This window comes from Gordonia jacobaea (assembly GCF_001186365.1).
Taxonomy (GTDB): Bacteria; Actinomycetota; Actinomycetes; order Mycobacteriales; family Mycobacteriaceae; genus Gordonia; species Gordonia jacobaea.
Genome location: NZ_LDTZ01000013.1, coordinates 388,789 through 403,529 on the forward strand (window position 1 = coordinate 388,789; position 14,741 = coordinate 403,529).

16 protein-coding genes and 1 riboswitch are annotated in these 14,741 nt (G+C 66.1%); of the genes, 15 read left to right on the forward strand and 1 reads right to left on the reverse strand.

From position 1 onward, the window contains the following. Positions 1-137 precede the first annotated feature (137 nt). The 3 genes from ABW18_RS01885 to ribD are packed head-to-tail and all read left to right on the forward strand — an operon-like array spanning position 138 to position 2,419. Positions 138-704, forward strand: coding sequence for a GtrA family protein (locus ABW18_RS01885; protein ID WP_049697509.1), 567 nt, complete (start codon positions 138-140; stop codon positions 702-704). 10 nt (positions 705-714) lie between these two features. Beyond that, a complete protein-coding gene (rpe, locus tag ABW18_RS01890; protein ID WP_235434263.1) occupies positions 715-1,413 on the forward strand; it encodes a ribulose-phosphate 3-epimerase in 699 nt (232 codons plus the stop codon). A 22-nt stretch (positions 1,414-1,435) separates the two neighbouring features. Beyond that, the gene (ribD, locus tag ABW18_RS01895; RefSeq protein ID WP_049697511.1) at positions 1,436-2,419 is read left to right on the forward strand and encodes a bifunctional diaminohydroxyphosphoribosylaminopyrimidine deaminase/5-amino-6-(5-phosphoribosylamino)uracil reductase RibD; all 984 of its coding nucleotides are present in this window, start codon (positions 1,436-1,438) and stop codon (positions 2,417-2,419) included. A 2-nt stretch (positions 2,420-2,421) separates the two neighbouring features. Here the strand turns inward: ribD and ABW18_RS01900 are convergent, their stop codons facing one another. After that, positions 2,422-2,679 carry a lipopolysaccharide assembly protein LapA domain-containing protein gene (locus tag ABW18_RS01900; protein WP_049697512.1) on the reverse strand — a complete coding sequence of 86 codons (258 nt, stop codon included), beginning with the start codon at positions 2,677-2,679 and terminating at the stop codon, positions 2,422-2,424. A 176-nt stretch (positions 2,680-2,855) separates the two neighbouring features. Then, positions 2,856-3,014, forward strand: a riboswitch (FMN riboswitch). A 118-nt stretch (positions 3,015-3,132) separates the two neighbouring features. On the opposite strand from ABW18_RS01900, the gene ABW18_RS01905 reads away from it, so the two are divergent. The 12 genes from ABW18_RS01905 to secG all read left to right on the forward strand — a co-directional run bounded on the left by ABW18_RS01905 (position 3,133) and on the right by secG (position 14,728). Continuing rightward, complete coding sequence (locus ABW18_RS01905) at positions 3,133-3,783, forward strand: riboflavin synthase (protein ID WP_049697287.1); 651 nt, start codon at positions 3,133-3,135, stop codon at positions 3,781-3,783. Between the two features lie 5 nt (positions 3,784-3,788). Then, complete coding sequence (locus ABW18_RS01910) at positions 3,789-5,129, forward strand: bifunctional 3,4-dihydroxy-2-butanone-4-phosphate synthase/GTP cyclohydrolase II (RefSeq protein ID WP_049697513.1); 1,341 nt, start codon at positions 3,789-3,791, stop codon at positions 5,127-5,129. Further along, a complete protein-coding gene (gene ribH, locus ABW18_RS01915) occupies positions 5,126-5,614 on the forward strand; it encodes a 6,7-dimethyl-8-ribityllumazine synthase (protein WP_049697288.1) in 489 nt (162 codons plus the stop codon). The genes ABW18_RS01910 and ribH overlap by 4 nt, the downstream gene beginning before the upstream one ends. A 17-nt stretch (positions 5,615-5,631) precedes the next feature. Next, complete coding sequence (locus tag ABW18_RS01920) at positions 5,632-6,117, forward strand: PH domain-containing protein (protein WP_200903204.1); 486 nt, start codon at positions 5,632-5,634, stop codon at positions 6,115-6,117. 48 nt (positions 6,118-6,165) lie between these two features. Beyond that, on the forward strand, positions 6,166-8,196 hold the full coding sequence (gene uvrC / locus ABW18_RS01925; RefSeq protein WP_049697290.1) for an excinuclease ABC subunit UvrC: 2,031 nt from the start codon (positions 6,166-6,168) through the stop codon (positions 8,194-8,196). Further along, entirely contained in the window at positions 8,189-9,091 is a 903-nt protein-coding gene (rapZ, locus tag ABW18_RS01930; protein WP_049697291.1) for an RNase adapter RapZ, read from the forward strand. The genes uvrC and rapZ overlap by 8 nt, the downstream gene beginning before the upstream one ends. Beyond that, positions 9,088-10,098 (forward strand): gluconeogenesis factor YvcK family protein, encoded by a 1,011-nt coding sequence (locus ABW18_RS01935; protein WP_049697292.1) that lies wholly within the window; start codon positions 9,088-9,090, stop codon positions 10,096-10,098. Before rapZ ends, ABW18_RS01935 begins: the two co-directional genes overlap by 4 nt. A 108-nt stretch (positions 10,099-10,206) precedes the next feature. Continuing rightward, a complete protein-coding gene (gene whiA / locus ABW18_RS01940) occupies positions 10,207-11,184 on the forward strand; it encodes a DNA-binding protein WhiA (protein ID WP_200903193.1) in 978 nt (325 codons plus the stop codon). Positions 11,185-11,323: 139 nt separating this feature from the next. After that, positions 11,324-12,346 carry a type I glyceraldehyde-3-phosphate dehydrogenase gene (gene gap / locus ABW18_RS01945; RefSeq protein ID WP_049697293.1) on the forward strand — a complete coding sequence of 341 codons (1,023 nt, stop codon included), beginning with the start codon at positions 11,324-11,326 and terminating at the stop codon, positions 12,344-12,346. Further along, positions 12,346-13,557: a phosphoglycerate kinase gene (locus ABW18_RS01950; protein ID WP_049697294.1), complete on the forward strand. Its 1,212-nt coding sequence runs from the start codon at positions 12,346-12,348 to the stop codon at positions 13,555-13,557. Before gap ends, ABW18_RS01950 begins: the two co-directional genes overlap by 1 nt. Next, entirely contained in the window at positions 13,557-14,345 is a 789-nt protein-coding gene (tpiA, locus tag ABW18_RS01955) for a triose-phosphate isomerase (protein WP_049697295.1), read from the forward strand. Before ABW18_RS01950 ends, tpiA begins: the two co-directional genes overlap by 1 nt. A 149-nt stretch (positions 14,346-14,494) precedes the next feature. Further along, complete coding sequence (secG, locus tag ABW18_RS01960; protein ID WP_049697296.1) at positions 14,495-14,728, forward strand: preprotein translocase subunit SecG; 234 nt, start codon at positions 14,495-14,497, stop codon at positions 14,726-14,728. Positions 14,729-14,741: the final 13 nt, after the last annotated feature.

A 14,741-nucleotide genomic window follows, 5' to 3' on the forward strand; every position in this document is an offset into this window, starting at 1 on the left:
GCGCATTCAGAACACTCAATTGTGATCACTTTCCACGGCGCGCGGATTCTCGGTGCGGGAGTTTGAGCGGTGACCACGTATATTGCCCTTACGTGAACGATCTTCGCGCAGCCCGGTACGCCGAACACATACGTAGCATGGGCCAATTTGTCCGTTTCGGCATTGTCGGGGCGTGCGGAGTCGTCGTCAACATGGTCGTCGCGATCCTGCTGAACAAGGCCCACGGCGGTACCTCGAAGGCGAACGACGTGGTGTGGCACGTCAGCGGAACCGACTTCAACCTTCGGTTCACCGTTATCGTCTGGATCGTCGGATTCCTCGTGGCGAATTGCGTGAATTTCCAGCTCAACCGCACATGGACCTTCAAAAGCTCCAAACATGCCAGCTGGTGGTCGGAGTTCTGGCCATTTCTGGCGGTCGGCAGCGTCGCCGCGATCGTTGGCATGTTCCTGAAGGTCGGCTTCACCAATCCGACGTCGCCGATCTACCTCTCGTCGTCGTTCTTCCACGAGGGGGCAGGCCTGCATTCGCGCGAATACTGGGCCCAGATCATCACGATCGTGATCACGATGCCCATCAACTTCGCCGTCAACAAGCTGTGGACGTTCCGTGCGGTGCGGTCACCGATCGCCGAGCGTGAAGAGCAGGTGCCGCCGACTGCCTCCGCGGAACCTGCCACATCGTCGGGGCCGGTGGACAGTTAGATTGGCTGCCATGACTGACGCCAACGCTCCGATGATCGCGCCGTCGATTCTCTCCGCCGATTTCGCCAATCTCGCAGCCGAATCTGCCGCGGTCGCGCATCCGGGCAGCACTCGTGCCGACTGGTTGCATGTCGACGTGATGGACGCACATTTCGTCCCGAACCTCACCCTTGGACTCCCGGTCGTCGAGAGCCTGCTCAAGGCAACCGACATCCCCCTCGACTGCCACCTGATGATCGACGATCCCAAGCGCTGGGCTCCGCCCTACGCCGAGGCCGGTGCCTACAACGTCACGTTCCATGCCGAGGCGACGTCGGATCCCGTCGACGTCGCGCGCGACATCCGCGCCGCAGGCGCAAAGGCGGGCCTCGCGATCAAGCCGAACACGCCGCTCGAGCCATATCTGGAGATCCTGCGCGACATCGACACGCTGCTCGTGATGAGTGTCGAGCCGGGCTTCGGCGGACAGAAGTTCATCGCAGAGGTGCTGGAGAAGGTCAAGATCGTGCGCACGATTGTCGACTCGTCGGATCTGCGACTGCTCGTCGAGATCGACGGCGGAATCAACGCCGACACCATCGAGCAGGCCGCGGAGGCGGGCGTCGACTGCTTCGTCGCGGGCTCTGCCGTCTACGGCGCCGACGATCCCGGTAAGGCCGTCGCAGCGTTGCGCGAGCAGGCCGCCACGGCCAGGGCTCGTGTCGACTGACGACCCCCTGCTCGATTCTTCGATGCGGTCAGCCATCGAGGAATCGGTCGGCGCGCTGGGACTCAGCTCTCCCAACCCGCCCGTCGGGGCGGTGATCGTGTCGCCCGACGGCGAGATCATCGCGCGCGGCCACACGCAGCCGCCTGGTGGGCCGCATGCCGAGATCATGGCGCTGCGTGCTGCGGGGGACGCGGCGCGCGGCGCGACCGCGGTGGTGACACTCGAACCCTGCAATCACACAGGCCGCACGGGCCCCTGTTCGCAAGCTCTGGTCGACGCGGGGATCGCGCGCGTGGTGTTCGCGGTGGCCGACCCCAATCCCACCGCCAGCGGGGGGGACATGCGGCTGCGCGACGCGGGCGTCGACGTCGAGTCCGGTCGCCTCGACGTCGAGGCGCGCACCGGACCGCTGCGCCACTGGCTGTTCACGCAGGAGCACGGCAGACCGTTCGTCACCGCGAAGATCGCGTCGACCGTCGACGGCCGGGTCGCAGCACCCGACGGCACGAGTCGGTGGATCACCGGCCCTCAGTCGCGGGCGCGCGCACACCGGCAGCGTGGGCAGATCGACGCCATCGTCGTCGGCACCGGAACCGTTCTCGCCGACGATCCCTCGCTCACCGCGCGCCTGCCCGACGACACTCTCGCACCTCACCAGCCGACCAGGGTGGCGATGGGGTTGCGCGACGTCGACTCGTCGGCGCGCATCCGCGACGACGCCGCACCGTTTCTGCATGTCCGCAGCCGCGAGCCGGCAGACGTCCTCGCGGCGCTTCCGGACGCCACCTGGGTGCTCGTCGAGGGTGGACCGGCGATCATCGGTGCGTTCGTCGACGCGGGTCTCGTCGATGAGATCGAGGCCTACGTTGCGCCGACAGTGCTCGGCGCAGGTGCTGCATCTGTCGATCGGCCGACACTCACGACACTCGCGCAAGCGCAGAGATTCGCCACCACCGACGTCGAGCGACTCGGCGACGACGTTCTCATTCGCATGGCGCGCGGCTGAACCTACTTGCGCTTCAAGCGGTTCCGGCCGATGAACCATCCCGCGATGACGCCCGCGAGCGCGATGATCGTCAGGACGAGCCACAGCGACGCTCCGACGTGGATGAACAAGAAATTGATGCGCACATGTTGGGTGTTCTGCGCGATGAAGATGACGCCCAGAACGATGAGCAGGAGTGGAATCCAGTTGCGTGCGGCGAGTCCGAGGAGCTTCGACGACGTCGTCTGTCCTGTTGAACTGCGCTCGGTGTTCGCGGTCACGGCGACACCGCCTTTCCATGAGGTTGAACATTGCGGTTGAGTGCTGCGGTTGAGCACTGCGGCGTGGGCGATGTACGCCCGCTGATCGGAATTATCACCCGGTGAGGGGCACCGGTGGCGGATTGCGGGTTTCGGGTGAGTGTCGAACCCCTTCACCTGCGTGCTAGCGTCGAAAGTGACGTTCTCGGGGCGGGGTGAAAGTCCCCACCGGCGGTGAGTGGTCGCGATCAGGTTCGCGACGACAAGCCCGCGAGCGCCCGGCCACAAGGTCGGGGTCAGCAGATCCGGTGTGATTCCGGAGCCGACGGTCATAGTCCGGATGCGAGAGAACAAGACGGCACACGTGTGCCGCCCTGTCCGCCCCAGCGGGTTGCCGACAGTGTTCGCCAGAACACGCCGGGTAGCCCAGAACGCAGCGGGTCGCCCACAACGAGGGCAGGACAGGAGCGCATATTGTTCACCGGCATCGTCGAAGAACTCGGCACGATCGTCGCGCGCGACGACCTTTCGGATTCGGCCCGATTCACCATTTCCGGACCGCTCGTCACCTCTGACGCCTCACACGGTGACTCGATCGCGGTCAACGGCGTGTGCCTGACCGTCGTGGAGCTTTCGTCCGACGGCGCGTTCACCGTCGACGTGATGGCCGAATCCCTCAATCGCAGCTCGCTCGATGTCCTCGCGACCGGCAGCCGCGTCAACCTCGAACGCGCAATGGCTGCGGACGGACGCTTCGGGGGCCACATCGTGCAGGGCCACGTCGACGGAACCGGATCGGTGACCTCCGTGACCCCCTCCGAGCACTGGACCGTCGTGCGCATCGCGGTTCCCGACACGCTGTCGCGCTACCTCGTGGAGAAGGGATCGATCACTGTCGACGGAGTGTCCCTCACGGTTTCGGCCATCGGTACCGAACCCGGCGGGAACGGGCAGAGCTGGTTCGAAATTTCCCTGATCCCCACCACGTTGAACGAGACGAACTTGGGTACGGCGCAGGTGGGTGCCGTGGTCAACCTCGAAGTCGACGTCATCGCCAAGTACGTCGAACGTCTCGCGTCGGCGAATACCACCGCGACACCCGCGGACGCAGCAGGAGTGAAGTGACACAGATGAGCACCGACAACAGCGCCCTCACCGAGAGCCCAGTCACCGATGACACCGGTACGCACACGGCGGTCGAGCTCGACACCGTTGAGCGCGCCATCGCCGACATCGCCGCCGGTAAGGCTGTCGTCGTCGTCGACGACGAGGACCGCGAGAACGAGGGCGATCTGATCTTCGCCGCCGAGAAGGCGACCCCGGAACTGGTTGCGTTCATGGTGCGCTACACCTCGGGCTACCTGTGCGTGCCCCTCGACGGCGACACCTGCGACCGGCTCGGCCTGCCCCCGATGTACTCGGTGAACCAGGACAAGCACGGCACCGCCTACACCGTGACGGTCGACGCGCGTGAGGGCATCGGCACCGGCATCAGCGCGTCCGACCGTGCGACGACCATGCGGAAGCTCTCCGACCCGGAGAGCACCGCGAACGACTTCACCCGACCCGGCCACGTGGTGCCGCTCCGGGCCAAGGACGGGGGAGTTCTTCGACGCCCCGGACACACCGAAGCCGCGGTCGACCTCGCGCGCCTCGCAGGCTTCACCCCCGCGGGCGTGATCTGCGAAATCGTCTCGCAGAAGGACGAGGGCTCGATGGCGCAGACTCCCGAACTGCGGGTCTTCGCCGACGAACACGACCTTGCGCTCATCTCGATCGCCGACCTCATCGCGTGGCGGCGTCGACACGAGAAGCACGTCGTCCGCGTCGCCGACGCACGGATCCCGACCAGGCACGGCGAGTTCCGCGCGGTCGGCTACACGAGCATTCACGACGACGTCGAGCACGTCGCGTTGGTGATGGGCGACATCGCGGGCGAGGACGGAACCGGCAGCGACGTGCTGGTGCGCGTGCACTCCGAATGCCTGACCGGTGACGTGTTCGGATCGCTTCGTTGTGACTGCGGGCCGCAACTCGACGCCGCGATGGAGATGGTCGCCACCGAGGGTCGCGGCGTGGTGCTCTACATGCGCGGTCACGAGGGCCGCGGCATCGGGCTCATGCACAAGCTGCAGGCCTACCAGCTGCAGGACGCGGGCTCTGACACCGTCGACGCCAATCTTCAGCTCGGGCTGCCCGCAGACTCGCGTGACTACGGACTCGGCGCGCAGATCCTCGCCGACCTCGGCGTCACCTCGATGCGGTTGCTGACCAACAATCCCGCGAAGCGGGTCGGACTCGACGGCTACGGTCTGCAGATCGTCGAACGTGTACCGATGCCGGTGCGCGCGAACAAGGAGAACCTGCGGTATCTGCGCACCAAACGCGACCGTATGGGCCACGACATCATCGGACTCGACGAACCGCTCGCCGATGGCGCAGCGGTCGCAGGTGAGGCGGGACAGGCATGAGCGGCGCGGGCGAACCCGAACTCGACCTCGGCGATGCGGGCGACATCTCGCTCGCCATCGTGTCGTCGCAGTGGCACGCAACGATCTGTACCGCGCTCCTCGACGGTGCGGTGCGGGAGGCAGCCAAGTACGGCGTCGACAACCCGACCATCGTCCAGGTCGCGGGCGCCATCGAACTGCCGGTCATCGTGCAGGCGCTGGCGCGGACCCACGACGCGGTCGTGGCACTCGGGGTCGTGATCAAGGGCGAGACGCCTCATTTCGAATACGTCTGCGACGCGGTGACCGCTGGTCTGACCCGTGTGTCGCTCGACGAGTCGACCCCTGTCGGCAACGGCGTCCTGACCACGCTCAACGAGCAGCAGGCCCTCGACCGCGCCGGGCTTCCCGACTCCAAGGAGGACAAGGGTGCCCAGGCGACCGCCGCGGCGTTGGCGTCGGCGCTCACACTGCGCGCGTTGAGCACCGCCGGGTCGCCCGCGTGACCGAGAGCAGTCCGCAGATGGCGTCGACAGATTCCCCCCGCAACGGTGACGCCGAGTGGGACATGATCTACCGACCACGCCGACTCGCGCGGATCGCCGTCGTTGTCGCCATCGTCGTGCTGGCCATCCACATCGTCTTCGGCGTGTTGCTGACGATCTCCGACACCGGCCCGGAGAACATCGGGGCGTCGGATCAGGCGGCGATCATCATCATCGGACTGATCATCGCGGCCGCCATCCTGCTCTTCACCCGGCCGCGGCTGCGCGTCGGACGCCAGGGTGTATCGGTGCGCAACCTGTGGGGAGACCGACTGTTCGGGTGGGATCGGGTGCGCGGATTGACCTACCCGGACCGCGGGTTCGGCGCGCAGTTGCTCCTGCCGGCCGACGAGCACATCCCCGTGTTGGCGGTCCAAGCGGGCGACGGAGACAGGGCTGTCGAGGCGATGGATCGCTATCGCGTACTCGCAGCGCGGTACCAGAGCGGTTCGACATCGACCTGACCGGCGGGTGCGCCGCTGCGGTCGGTACCGCGTACTAGCCTGGAATCCGTGGCAGACCCGACTACCTACCGTCCCGCACCGGGGACGATTCCGACCGACCCCGGGGTCTACCGTTTCCGCGATGCACACGGCCGCGTCATCTACGTGGGCAAGGCCAAGAACCTCCGCTCGCGTCTCACGTCGTACTTCGCCGATGTGGCGTCGCTGCATCCACGCACGCGTCGGATGGTCACGACCGCGGCGTCGGTCGAGTGGACGGTCGTCGGCACCGAGGTCGAGGCGCTTCAGCTCGAGTACAACTGGATCAAGGAATTCGATCCGCGGTTCAACGTCCGCTATCGCGACGACAAGACCTACCCGATGCTCGCGGTCACCATGAACGAGGAGTACCCGCGGTTGTTCGTCTACCGCGGTCCGCGTAAGAAGGGCGTCCGGTATTTCGGTCCCTACTCGCATGCGTGGGCGATCCGCGAGACGGTCGACCTCCTCACTCGCGTCTTTCCCGCCAGAACCTGCTCCGCCGGTGTGTTCAAACGTCATCGCCAGATCGATCGTCCGTGCCTGCTCGGCTACATCGACAAGTGCGCTGCGCCGTGCATCGGACGCGTGAGTGCCGATGAGCACCGTGCAATCGTCAACGACTTCTGCGACTTCCTCGCCGGACGCACCGATCAGATGATTCGACGCCTCGAACGCGAGATGAACACGGCGGCAGAGCAACTCGACTTCGAGCGCGCGGCGCGGCTGCGCGACGACGTCGGCGCGATGCGACGCGCGATGGAGAAGCAGGCCGTAGTGCTCGGCGACGGAACCGACGCCGACGTCGTCGCGATGGTCGGCGACGACCTCGAGGTCTCGGTGCAGATCTTCCACGTCCGCGACGGTCGCGTGCGCGGGCAGCGAGGGTGGGTCGTCGAGAAGCCGGACGACGAGTCGACGGCCGAGCAGGTCTCGCAGTTCCTCACCCAGTTCTACGGTCGGCAGGACGACCTCGACGGCAGCGAGGCGATCCCACGAGAAGTCCTGGTCCCGGAGTTGCCACCGGACGAGGAGCAACTCGCCGAGTGGCTCTCGGGCCTGCGTGGGTCGAAGGTCCGGCTGCGCGTGCCGCAGAGAGGCGACAAGCGCGCACTCTTCGAGACCGTCGAGCGTAATGCGGGTGAGGCGCTCGCCCAGCACAAGCTCAGGCGCGCAGGCGATCTCACCACGCGGTCGGCCGCGCTGACCGAATTGCAGGAAGCGCTCGGACTCGACCAGGCACCACTGCGGATCGAATGCGTCGACATCTCGCACGTCCAGGGAACCGACGTCGTCGCATCGCTCGTCGTGTTCGAGGACGGGCTGCCACGCAAGTCCGACTACCGTCACTACTCGATTCGGCAGGCAGCCGGTGACGGACACTCCGACGACGTGGCATCCATCGCGGAGGTGACCCGCAGGCGATTCCTGCGTCACCGCGCCGACCAGGAGGCCGCCGCGTCGGCAGCGGTGCACGTGACATCGGGCGAGATCTCCGCGCGTGCGGTCGATTCCGCGCCGCCTCCGCCGAAGAAGTTCGCGTATCCGCCCAACCTGTACGTCGTCGACGGCGGCGCGCCCCAGGTCCACGCTGCGGCAGCCGTTCTCGACGAACTCGGCGTCAACGACGTCTCCGTCATCGGCCTCGCCAAGCGTCTCGAAGAGGTGTGGGTACCCGGCGACGACGATCCGGTGATCCTGCCACGCAACAGCGAGGCGTTGTTCCTCCTGCAACGGGTGCGCGACGAAGCCCACCGGTTCGCGATCACCTTCCATCGCAGTAAACGCAGTAAGCGGATGACCGAATCGGTGCTCGACGGCGTCGCCGGCCTCGGGCGTGCGCGCCGCACCGCGCTGGTCACCCACTTCGGTTCGGTTGCCCGACTGCGCGAGGCGTCGATCGACGAGATCGCACAGGTCCCCGGCATCGGCGAGGCGACGGCGCGCGCGGTCCACGACGCGCTGGAGCCCGTCAACGCGGGCGCTCCCGCCCAGAGCGATGTTTCAGATCAGAACGGTGTCCCAAGTGTTCCAACCCAGACGGGAGCAGAGAGTGGCTGAGATCGCCGACGACGATCAACTCGTCGTCCTGTTTGTGGCAGGTATGTCGGGTGCAGGCCGATCGACTGTCGCCAACATCTTGGAGGACGACGGCTGGTACGTGGCCGACAACGTCCCCGCTCCGCTGCTCTCGACGCTCGTCGAGACCGTGCGCGAGTCCGACCCGCCGGTCACCCGACTGGCGGTGGTGCTGCGGGCATCCGATCCGACGATCGGCGCCCAGTTGGAGTCTCTGCGCACCCAGCTCGAACTCGCGGGGATCGCTACGAAGGTCCTGTTCCTCGACGCGACCGATCCGGTGCTCGTCCGCAGATTCGAGCAGGTTCGTCGTCGACATCCGTTGCAGGGCAGCGAAACTCTCGTCGAAGGTATCGCTCGCGAACGTGTCATCCTCGCCCCGATCAAGAACTCGGCCGACCTCGTCGTCGAGACGTCGTCGTTGACGGTCTCGAAGCTGCGTGAGCTCGTCGAGGAGGTCTATCCGCACGACGGCGAGCCACGACTGTCCGTCGCGGTGCAGTCGTTCGGGTTCAAGTACGGATTGCCGATCGACTCCGACATGGTGGCCGATGTCCGATTCCTGCCGAACCCCTACTGGGTGTCGGAGTTGCGTGAGAAGAACGGCCGCGACGAATCGGTTCGCGACTACGTGCTCGGTCACGACGAGGCAGGGCATTTCCTCGATCTCTACACCGACCTCGTCGGTGTCGTCGGCAAGGGCTACCTGCGTGAGGGTAAGCGGTACATGACGATCAGCGTCGGGTGCACCGGCGGCAAGCATCGCAGCGTCGCGATCGCCGAAGAACTCGCTTCGCGGTTGAAAGCTGCGGGAGACGACGCCGGTTCGACCCGGTACGACGTACGCGTGATGCACCGCGATCTGGGGCGCGAATGAGCAGCCCGGAACGCATCGTCGCGCTCGGTGGAGGCCACGGCCTGTACGCGACGTTGACGGCGATGAGGTATCTCAGCCAGAACGTCACGGCGGTGGTGACGGTTGCCGACGACGGCGGCTCGTCCGGCAGGCTCCGGAGTGAGCTCGACATCATCCCTCCGGGTGATCTGCGAATGGCGATGGTCGCGCTGATGAGCGCGCCCGCCGCGCTCGACGATCGCGACGACGATCCCGAACCGGGCGCGATGGAGCGCTCCCGTCACGAGCTGTGGGCTCGCACTCTGCAGCATCGTTTCGGTGGATACGGCGCACTCGCAGGGCATCCCGTCGGCAATCTGCTCCTCGCGGGCCTGTCCGAGGTTCTCGGTGACCCGGTCGCGGCCCTCGATGAATTGGGCAGACTTTTCGACATCGACGGCCGGGTACTTCCCATGTCGACCGGCCCATTGGAGATCGAGGCGGATGTCTCCGGCCTCGAATCCGATCCACGGATCAGTCGGGTCATCCGGGGACAGGTCGCGGTCGCGACGACGCCGGGCAAGGTGCGTCGCGTGCGTCTGATGCCGCCCGACCCGCCCGCCTGTGACGACGCTCTCGACGCCATCGCTGCCGCCGACCTCGTGGTGCTCGGTCCCGGCTCGTGGTTCTCGAGCGTCATCCCGCACGTGCTTGTGCCTGCCCAGCGAAAGGCGTTGCGGCAGAGCGCAGCCCGCAAGATGTTGTTCGTCAACCTGGCACCCGAACCAGGGGAGACGCCCGGCTTCTCGGTCGAGCGTCACCTTCACGTCCTGCACGCGCACGACGACACGTTGTCGATCGACGACGTCGTCGTCGACTCGGCGTCTGTACCGTCGGGTGCCGAGCGTGATCACCTGGTGCGGGCGGCGAAAAACTTCGGCGCACAACTGCGTGTCGGTGATCTGGCCGTCCCCGGTCAGCACGTACACGACCCCGTCAAGGTTGCATCGCTGGTGAAGGAACTGTGCGAAGGTGAAGGCACCGACTAGGCTGGGTCTATTGTCTGCAGCGCGGGCGTTGCGTGACTCGGGTGTCTGCACAATCGCCCGATCGAGGGGTTTGGGAACCAGGTGACAGGAGGCAAGGGACCGGTGGCAATGACCGCGGCCGTGAAGGACGAGTTGAGCCGGCTCACGGTGACACAGGTGAGTTGCCGCAAAGCCGAGGTGTCTGCACTGTTGCGGTTCGCGGGCGGCCTGCACATCGTCGCCGGTCGCGTGGTGGTCGAGGCCGAGGTCGACATGGGCAACGTTGCGCGCCGCCTACGGCGCGACATCCACGACCTCTACGGCTATGCCTCCGATGTCCACGTTCTCCGCAGCGGCGGCATCCGTAAAAGCGCGCGCTACATCGTGCGTGTCACCAAAGACGGCGAGGGACTCGCGCGTCAGACGGGACTTCTCGACCTGCGTGGCCGACCGGTCCGTGGACTGCCTGCACAGGTTGTCGGCGGTAGCGTCGCCGACGCCGAAGCTGCTTGGCGCGGAGCATTTCTCGCGCACGGATCACTCACCGAACCCGGGCGTTCGTCGGCCCTTGAGGTCAGTTGTCCCGGGCCCGAGGCGGCGCTCGCACTCGTCGGCGCCGCTCGTCGGCTCGGTGTGTCTGCCAAGGCACGCGAGGTGCGCGGAGCCGATCGCGTGGTGATCCGCGACGGCGAGGCCATCGGTGCCCTGCTTACCCGCATGGGCGCACATGACACTCGTCTGGTGTGGGAGGAACGACGGATGCGACGCGAGGTGCGCGCAACCGCGAACCGCCTCGCGAACTTCGACGACGCGAATCTACGACGGTCCGCGCGTGCCGCCGTCGCCGCGGCCGCGCGGGTCGAACGGGCGTTGGAGATCCTCGGCGACGAAGTCCCCGACCACCTCATCGCCGCGGGGCAATTGCGTGTCACGCACAGGCAGGCGTCGTTGGAGGAGCTCGGTCAACTCGCCGATCCGCCGATGACCAAAGACGCCGTCGCGGGACGGATCCGGCGCCTGTTGTCGATGGCCGACAAGAAGGCGCGCACCGAGGGGATTCCCGATACCGAGTCGGCGGTCACGTCGGATCTTCTCGACGACGCCTGACGCTAGCGACCCTAATGGGTGCCGGAGCAGTTCGGGACCACTAGGCTGGACGGTGACTGGGTTCGCGGAGGCACTTTGGCTGCGCCCATGACCCGGGCCGTGAGGCCCGAGACCGATGAAACCGCTTAAGGAGCACACAGTGACTGTTCGGGTAGGCGTCAACGGATTCGGCCGAATCGGCCGCAATTTCTTCCGTGCCGTTGAGGCACAAAAGAAGCTGGGCCAGACCGACATCGAGATCGTCGCGGTCAACGACCTGGCCGACAACAAGTCCCTCGCACACCTGCTGAAGTTCGACTCCGTCGGCGGCATCCTCGACGAGGACGTGTCGCTCGAGGGTGAGGACACCATCGTCGTCGGCAACCAGAAGATCAAGGCGCTCGAGGTCCGCGAGGGTCCGGCAGCGCTTCCCTGGGGCGACCTCGGCGTCGACGTCGTCGTCGAATCGACGGGTATCTTCACCAACGCCGAGAAGGCGAAGGGCCACCTCGAGGCCGGCGCGAAGAAGGTCGTCATCTCGGCACCCGCGACCGGTGAGGACATCACCATCGTCATGGGCGTCAACGACGACAAGTACGACGGCAGCCAGAACATCATCTCCAACGCGTCGTGCACCACCAACTGCCTCGGCCCGTTCGCGAAGGTGATCAACGACGAGTTCGGCATCATCAAGGGCCTGATGACCACGGTCCACGCCTACACCGCCGACCAGAACCTGCAGGACGGTCCGCACAAGGACCTGCGTCGCGCACGTGCAGCGGCGATCAACATCGTCCCGACCTCGACCGGTGCCGCCAAGGCCATCGGCCTCGTGCTGCCCGAGCTGAAGGGCAAGCTCGACGGCTTCGCGCTGCGTGTGCCGATCCCGACCGGCTCGATCACCGACCTCACCGTCGAACTCGAGAAGGGCGCGTCGGTCGACGAGATCAACGCCGCGATGAAGGCTGCCGCCGACGGACCGCTCAAGGGCATCCTGCGGTACTACGACGCACCGATCGTCTCCTCGGACATCGTCGGCGACCCGCACTCGTCGATCTTCGACGCGGGCCTGACCAAGGTCATCGAGGGCAATCTCGCCAAGGTCAGCTCCTGGTACGACAACGAGTGGGGTTACTCCAACCGCCTCGTCGACCTCTCCGATCTGGTGGGTAAGTCGCTGTAATGAGTGTAAAGACTCTGAAAGACCTTCTGGCCGAAGGCGTTTCAGGGCGCGCGGTGCTGGTCCGGTCGGATTTCAACGTTCCGCTCGACGGAACGAAGATCACCGACCCGGGCCGCATCATCGCGTCGCTGCCGACGCTCAACGCGTTGATCGACGCGGGCGCCAAGGTTGTCATCGCCGCCCACCTCGGTCGTCCCAAGGGCGAACCCGACCCGAAGTACTCGTTGGCACCGGTCGCCGCGCGCCTCGGTGAAGAACTCGGCCGCAACGTGCAACTCGCCGCCGACGTCGTCGGTCCCGATGCGCTCGCACGCGCCGAGGGTCTGACCGACGGCGACGTGCTCCTGCTCGAGAACGTTCGATTCGACGCCCGCGAGACGTCGAAGGTCGATGCCGAGCGCGAGTCGATGGCTGCCCAGCTCGCCGAGCTCGTGGGCGACGACGGCGCGTTCGTCTCCGACGGTTTCGGTGTGGTGCACCGCAAGCAGGCGTCGGTGTACGACGTCGCCAAGCTGCTGCCGCACTACGCGGGTCAGCTCGTCGAGCGTGAGGTCGACGTGTTGACCAAACTGACTACCGATCCGGCGCGGCCCTATGCCGTCGTGCTCGGTGGCTCGAAGGTGTCGGACAAGCTCGGCGTGATCGAATCGCTGGCCCCCAAGGTCGACACCCTGGTCATCGGCGGCGGTATGGCGTTCACTTTCCTTGCCGCACAAGGACATTCCGTCGGAAAGTCGTTGCTGCAGGAAGATCAGATCGACGTCTGCAAAGACCTTCTCGACCGGTTCGCCGACGTCATCCATCTTCCGGTCGACGTCGTCGTCGGCGACAAGTTCGCCGCCGATGCCGAGTCCGACACCGTCTCGGTCGAGGACATCCCCGACGAGTGGATGGGCCTCGACATCGGGCCGGAGTCGGTCAACCGCTTCGCCGCGGTCCTGACCGGGGCCAAGACCATCTTCTGGAACGGTCCGATGGGCGTGTTCGAGTTTCCGAAGTTCGCCGCGGGCACCAAGGGTGTGGCCGAGGCGATCATCACCGCAACCAACAACGGCGCGTTCAGCGTCGTCGGCGGTGGCGACTCCGCAGCGGCCGTGCGCACGCTCGGGCTGCCGGAAGAGGGCTTCTCGCACATCTCGACCGGTGGCGGTGCGTCGTTGGAGTTCCTCGAAGGCAAGGAGCTTCCGGGTCTGAAGGTGCTGGAGGACTGATGGCTGCTCGTAAACCGCTCATCGCAGGCAACTGGAAGATGAATCTCAACCATCTCGAGGCCATCGCCCTGGTGCAGAAGATCGCGTTCGCACTGCCGGCGAAGTACTTCGAGAAGGTCGACGTGACGGTGATCCCGCCGTTCACCGACATCCGCAGTGTGCAGACCGTCGTCGACGGCGACAAGCTGCTGCTCACTTACGGGGCGCAGGATCTGTCCGAGCACGACTCGGGCGCCTACACCGGCGAGATCAGCGGAGCCTTCCTCGCGAAGCTCGGCTGCACCTTCGTCATCGTCGGGCACTCGGAGCGTCGGACCATGCACGGTGAGACCGACGAGGTGGTGCTGGCCAAGACCAAGGCGGCGCTGCGTCACGGACTGACCCCCATCGTATGTATCGGCGAGCACCTCGACGTTCGTGAGGCCGGAAACCAGGTCTCACACAACGTCGAGCAGCTCAAGGGTTCGCTGGCAGGGCTCTCGGCAGAAGAGATCGGCAAGGTCGTCGTCGCCTACGAACCCGTCTGGGCCATCGGCACCGGCCGCGTGGCCAGTGCGGAGGATGCCCAAGAGGTCTGTGGCGCCGTGCGCGGTGCGCTTGCCGAGTTGGCCGACGAGGCCACCGCGGCGACGGTACGCGTGCTCTACGGCGGCTCGGTCAATGCCAAGAACGTCGGCGACCTCGGGGCACAGCCCGACGTCGACGGCGCCCTTGTCGGCGGTGCATCGCTGAAGGCCGACGACTTCGCAACGCTCTCGGCCATCGCGGCAGGTGGTCCGCTGCCCTGACGGGTGGTGCCCACCGGCCGTGGGTCGCTCGCGGGGTCATAGCTCGCGACGCGTAGACTATGGCAGGTTGGTTTCGTCATGCGCGCTTGCGCCCGCAACGAGGCCAACCTGCCCTCTGCCGTACACGACGAAACAGGAATGCTCACCGGATGAAGCTCGCGCTCGAAATCGGTCTGATCGTGACCAGCGTTATGCTGGTCGTTCTCGTGCTGCTGCACCGCGGTAAGGGCGGTGGCCTGTCCTCGCTGTTCGGCGGCGGCGTGCAGTCGAGTCTTTCGGGTTCGAGCGTTGTCGAGCGCAATCTCGACCGGCTGACCATCTTCGTTGGCCTGGTGTGGTTCATCCTCATCATCGGCGTCGAACTCGACATCAAGTACTCCTGACCCAGATCACGTA

Coding starts and splice junctions, on each gene's coding strand:
- whiA (WP_200903193.1), top strand. CDS start 10,207: ATGACCGCGGCCGTGAAGGACGAGTTGAGCCGGCTCACGGTGACACAG.
- secG (WP_049697296.1), top strand. CDS start 14,495: ATGAAGCTCGCGCTCGAAATCGGTCTGATCGTGACCAGCGTTATGCTG.
- ABW18_RS01910 (WP_049697513.1), top strand. CDS start 3,789: ATGAGCACCGACAACAGCGCCCTCACCGAGAGCCCAGTCACCGATGAC.
- ABW18_RS01920 (WP_200903204.1), top strand. CDS start 5,632: ATGGCGTCGACAGATTCCCCCCGCAACGGTGACGCCGAGTGGGACATG.
- ribH (WP_049697288.1), top strand. CDS start 5,126: ATGAGCGGCGCGGGCGAACCCGAACTCGACCTCGGCGATGCGGGCGAC.
- ribD (WP_049697511.1), top strand. CDS start 1,436: ATGCGGTCAGCCATCGAGGAATCGGTCGGCGCGCTGGGACTCAGCTCT.
- ABW18_RS01950 (WP_049697294.1), top strand. CDS start 12,346: ATGAGTGTAAAGACTCTGAAAGACCTTCTGGCCGAAGGCGTTTCAGGG.
- ABW18_RS01935 (WP_049697292.1), top strand. CDS start 9,088: ATGAGCAGCCCGGAACGCATCGTCGCGCTCGGTGGAGGCCACGGCCTG.
- ABW18_RS01885 (WP_049697509.1), top strand. CDS start 138: ATGGGCCAATTTGTCCGTTTCGGCATTGTCGGGGCGTGCGGAGTCGTC.
- rpe (WP_235434263.1), top strand. CDS start 715: ATGACTGACGCCAACGCTCCGATGATCGCGCCGTCGATTCTCTCCGCC.
- tpiA (WP_049697295.1), top strand. CDS start 13,557: ATGGCTGCTCGTAAACCGCTCATCGCAGGCAACTGGAAGATGAATCTC.